Origin of the sequence: Flavobacterium sp. (assembly GCF_049318185.1) — a bacterium.
Lineage (GTDB): Bacteria > Bacteroidota > Bacteroidia > Flavobacteriales > Flavobacteriaceae > Flavobacterium.
Genome location: NZ_JBMOGV010000126.1, coordinates 1 through 5,090, shown reverse-complemented (window position 1 = coordinate 5,090; position 5,090 = coordinate 1). Strand labels below are relative to the sequence as shown.

The 5,090-nt window shown below is 30.3% G+C and carries 5 protein-coding genes; all 5 read right to left on the bottom strand.

Going from position 1 to position 5,090, the window contains the following annotated elements; translation table 11 throughout:
- Positions 1–172: 172 nt before the first annotated feature.
- The gene (locus ACOYLT_RS09960; RefSeq protein ID WP_422853704.1) at positions 173–2,338 is read right to left on the bottom strand and encodes a peptidase domain-containing ABC transporter; all 2,166 of its coding nucleotides are present in this window, start codon (positions 2,336–2,338) and stop codon (positions 173–175) included.
- The gene (locus ACOYLT_RS09955; protein WP_422853703.1) at positions 2,335–2,775 is read right to left on the bottom strand and encodes a hypothetical protein; all 441 of its coding nucleotides are present in this window, start codon (positions 2,773–2,775) and stop codon (positions 2,335–2,337) included. Before ACOYLT_RS09955 ends, ACOYLT_RS09960 begins: the two co-directional genes overlap by 4 nt.
- 81 nt (positions 2,776–2,856) lie before the next feature.
- Complete coding sequence (locus ACOYLT_RS09950) at positions 2,857–3,414, bottom strand: hypothetical protein (protein WP_422853702.1); 558 nt, start codon at positions 3,412–3,414, stop codon at positions 2,857–2,859.
- A gap of 195 nt (positions 3,415–3,609) precedes the next feature.
- On the bottom strand, positions 3,610–4,518 hold the full coding sequence (locus tag ACOYLT_RS09945) for a carboxypeptidase-like regulatory domain-containing protein (RefSeq protein WP_422853701.1): 909 nt from the start codon (positions 4,516–4,518) through the stop codon (positions 3,610–3,612).
- A gap of 47 nt (positions 4,519–4,565) precedes the next feature.
- A complete protein-coding gene (locus ACOYLT_RS09940; protein WP_422853700.1) occupies positions 4,566–4,775 on the bottom strand; it encodes a hypothetical protein in 210 nt (69 codons plus the stop codon).
- Positions 4,776–5,090: the final 315 nt, after the last annotated feature.

Below are 5,090 nucleotides of genomic sequence, written 5' to 3'. Positions count from 1 at the left end.
TAATTCAATTTCCTTCCTCGCATAGTCTTTCGACGTAGGAGGAGAATGCGAGAAAGGAAAAAGATAAATAAAAAGATACTTTTCATAGTGATAATTTAAAGATGTATTTATTCCTTCCTCGTATAGTCTTACGCCTAATGGCCTATGAGACTATGGCAAAGGAATTTTATTGTTATTGAGGAACTAAATCATTCCAATATTTACTATACAAATTATCACTTAAGAGAAGCGTATCATGGTTTCCTGAAACAGATGTTTCCCCATTTTGTAATATATATATTCGATCACAAAAAGATTTTAAAACATGTAATCTATGCGTTATAAATATAATACCCATCGAGCTTTTCAATTGTGTTAATAATTTTAAAACGAATTGCTCGGAATCCCTATCCATTGAGGCGGTTGCCTCATCTAAAATTAAAAGTTGAGGTTTATGGTACAACGCCCTTGCTAATGCTATTAACTGCTTTTGGCCCCCAGACAAGTTGATACCCTCTTCACCAACAATTGTCATAAATGATTGAGGAAGACTTTCAATAAATTCATTAAAGCCATACTCTTTCAAAAAATCAATTACTTTATGTGGATTTTTTGCTTCATCATCAAATGCAATGTTCTCTAATACTGTGCCATTAAAAATGTGAATCTGTTGAGGAACAACTGAAATGCACTTTCTCCACTCTCTAAGCGAAATCTCCTTAAGTTCATATTGATTGTTTATGCATATACTTCCAGATTCGGCGTTATAATTTTGTTGAATTATTTGTGTAAGCGTACTTTTACCGGATCCATTTTCTCCCATTAAAGCTATAATTTCTCCTTTATTTACTGCAAAAAAAATATTTTGTAAAAGCTGTTTTCTACCAGGGAAACGAAAGGCAAGTTTTTGAATTCGCAGGTTCTCAAATGTTCGGAACAAATTGGCGTCAATTAATTGTTCTGGAGGTGTTCCCGTGAACTCAAACATCCGCTCAAAAGCAATTTTTGCCTCATTAATTGGAATGATAATTAATGCCAAGTTACTAACACTAGGAAGTAAAGAACCCGCCATTCCCAATAAGGCAATTAATTCCCCGAGTTTTAGATAATTATTCAATACTTGATAAGAAGCAAATAATAGTACCCCAGTCAAAAAAGCAGTAGCAAAACTATTTGCAGTAAAAGCAAGTCGCATTTGGGTTTTACCTAAAGAAAAAATGTTGTCTTGGAATTTTTTATAGATGTGGGCGTTGCTTTGTTCATATATCACTTGTTTATTATAATTCTTAATGGGTTCAATACCCTGTAATGTAGAAATATAATTTGCTTCGGTTTGAGCATAACTACTCATAATAGATCTTTGTCCAGCTGATATTTGACTAACATTTTGGTAAACAAGTAAAAAGAAAAGAGGAATAAAAATAACACTAAACAAACCTATCTGCCAAGAGTACAAAAAAATAAAGATTGATGAAACAATCACTATTAAAATATCTATAATTACATTACCAGCCAATTGACTTATCACTCTTTGAATACGTGATGTATCATTTAATCTAGCAGTAAGTTCACCAATTTTTCTAGTGTCGAAAAACTGCTTGGGTAATCTAAGTAAATGAGAATAAAAGAAATCAATAATACGAATATTAAAATCTTTGCTTTGACTAATTAGAAAATATTGCCTTAAGTATGAAAAAACCTCTTTAATAAGTAAAAGCAAAAAAACAAGTGCTATACCAATATTAAGTTTAATAAAATTTCGGTTAGGCAAAATATCATCTATTAACCTTTGCGAAAAAACAGCCATTACCAAACCCAAAACTGCAATTACTATTCCTAAACCAGCTGCAATTAAAAGTAAAGGGGCATCTGATTTCACTAACTCGAATATCCAGTTTCTCTTTGCCTTACCGATATCTATTCCTTTTTTAAATGATTCATTGGGCGTAAGTGTTAGGCATGTTTTAGATTGCCAAATTGTATCTAATTCATTACGGCTTAAATAAAGAATACCTTTTGCTGGATCACCTATAATAAAATTAATCTCTCCGTTCTTTTGGGTTACCCCATAATAAACCACATAATGTTGTAGTTTATTATCGACAATAACATGCAAAATGCATGGGCTTTCGTGTTTAATTAAAGCGGCTATATCAGCTTCACAACCTTCGGCATTAAAGCCTATTTGAGTTGCCGCTTGATATAATCCTAACAATGTTGATCCTATAATGTTAGTACCGCTAAGTTTTCGAAGGTTCTCTAAACTATCTATGCCACCATAATGTTCAACAATAGTAAGTAGGCAAGCTGGGCCACAATCCGAAAAATCAAGTTGTTGAATAATTTTAGGCGTTTTCATTTCAACGAGTTAACAAGGTTGAATGACTGAGACAAGCCACTAGCTTTTAAGGAAACACTATTATTTTCTAAAAGAAAAACTGATGGGGTATTTACTTTTTTAAGTGTGTTTTTTATTTCACTATTGCTATCAGAATAAGAATATATCATATCTTTTTTTGAAATTTTCTGTTGTAATAAATACTTTTTTACGTCAGACATTGGATTAAGATAGATTAATATAAGTTGGTTGTCTTTTAGAGTTAAATCACCTTCATTAATTTGATTCATTACCTCATGGCAAAACTCACAGTTTATTGATACAAATACGATATATACTGGCTTTCTAAATAATTCTTTTTTAGGTATTGCTGACACAAAAAAAGAGTCTTTAAAAAGAATTGAAGAAAAATTTGTTTTATACTCAATAGGGGCATTTTCTTTTTTTGTAATTCTCACAGATATAAAAATTACAATAGATATGCAAATAAATAAAAAGATACAAATGATAAAATAAAAGCGTTTATTCACTGATTTGAATTATAGTAATGAGAGTAACATAATCAACAATAGCCAAGTTAATAAAGGAAAAATATAAGAAATAAGGATAATTCTGAAACTGATAACCAGCTGAATTTCAAATATTTTTTTTATCAAATACGTTAAAGTCAAAACATATGAAATTTCAAAAACACTTAAAACTTGAAATGCATTATCAAAAATTCTTGGCACCTTATATTGAAACTGATTTAAAAAATAGCTAACTGAGAAAAGTGAAAAGGTTTCGAATTCTATGTTTCTGATGTTTTTAAAATTTATAATAACATATAAGTATTCTCCTATCATTTGAACTAAAAAAACAGAATTCGCCAATATTACTGTACTAAGAATAATGCTGAATACTGCTTTTTTCCTAACTATTACAAATCCTGTATATACTAATACTGTAGTTACTATTACTTCAATTAAAATTTTTAAAGATATTCCCGAAATGCTTTCCCAAAAAAAATAAGAACTAGTGAAGTTTATTACATCTCTTGGTTTAATAATAATTCCAGAAGAAAATTTATTAGCAAAAAAGAAAAATAATTTAGACATCAATAACTGTAGAAAAAACCAGCTAAGAATATAAGTAGGTAATAATAATTTCGGCTTTTGGGGTATATATTTTTTTTTCATTGAAATCAATTCAGTTAAGATATAAGTAAACTTCGAGTTAAGAGGTAATGAATATTTTTTTACTTAATCTTAATAGCTAATTTTATGTTCAAAACCGTATTAAATTAACTTCAATCAATATTCTTCAATTTCTATTCCAAACATTGGCGAATGGTATAAATTCAATATTCTTCCAGAATTATTAAATTCCTTTCCATAAAACGATATAAAGCTAAATGGATCAATTTTTGATTTTATAGTTTTAAAAGCAGGATTAAGATTAATTTCATATGAATTATTTTTTTCTCCCAACCACTCTAAACCAACGAAAACACCATTAGCCGGAAAATTGATTTTATATTTACTAATATCAACAATTAAAGTTTGTTCGTCTTTGAGGGGAATAGTTTGAATTATATTTTCTGGCAACAATTCGCTCTTTGGGAATATAGAAGTATCCTTTGAAGAATAAAGCCTTACTCTAACTACTCCTTTATTAATTTTCTCATTTTCACTTTTATAATCATGCTTTTTTCTTTCAATAGTCATAAGTTCATACTTTAATTTAGTTATGAATTTATTTGTATTCGAATCTACATTTGGTACAAAAACCAATAAAACCGAACCCTTAGTACCCCCCTGATAAGAATATTGGTCTTTTTTTCCAGTGTTCCCTAATGAATAACTACTTCCCTTAGAGATACTATTTATCACAACTTCATCTAGCAAAAAAAAATTAGCCCTGAGTTCTATGCTTGATAAATTTAAAGTTTCAGAATTCTTTATTACTGAATCTTTATAGCCAACACAAATAATTTTTAGAGAATCATTTTTAGTAACTAATAAATGAAAAATACCCTCGTCATCTGTGTAAGTAGCATTTTTCTGGTTACTTAAATTCAGCACTATTACACCGGTAATTGGTTGTTTGGTTTTTTGGTCGATAATTTTTGCTGTTAAAGTAGCCGATTGGCAAATTCCATAATCGGGAACTACAATTAAGAAAGCGAAAAATAAAATTTGTTTTAATACAATATATCGCATAAATAAAGATATAAAACAGCGGTTTAATAAAACCGCTGTTGATTAATTTAAATATTTGGGGCTAAACATTCTTCATGTTCACCTTTATATACAGCATGAACCCAAAAAATTGTAAAATAATCTTGAACTGTAACAGATTGACCACTTCCACAGGCATCATTGGCATGCGCACCACCAACTCTATGACCATGATTTCCCCATCCTAAAAATCTACCACCTTCAATTACTACCATTTCATTCATTTCTAAAGCTTTCATTTTTATTAGTTTTAATGTATTTCCTGTCTATCGCCATGGATAATTCAGCGTCACGCAGAATTTCCGCTACCGTGAACTCGGTTTTTCCAGTTTTGCTTTTGGCCGGGCTGTCTATTGTTAAACCCCGGGTTGTATCGTTCCCTACCAACGTCCTTTTTTCATCCGCGGCCGCAGACTTATGGCTAATTAAGGAGTAAAGCCCCGGATTGCGCAATCCATTATGAAATTCATAATCAGATATAAAGTTGAATGTTATTTTCACTCATTCCATCATTTTCAGCCCTCTAACAAAAATATATGTGTAATGTCGCAGTT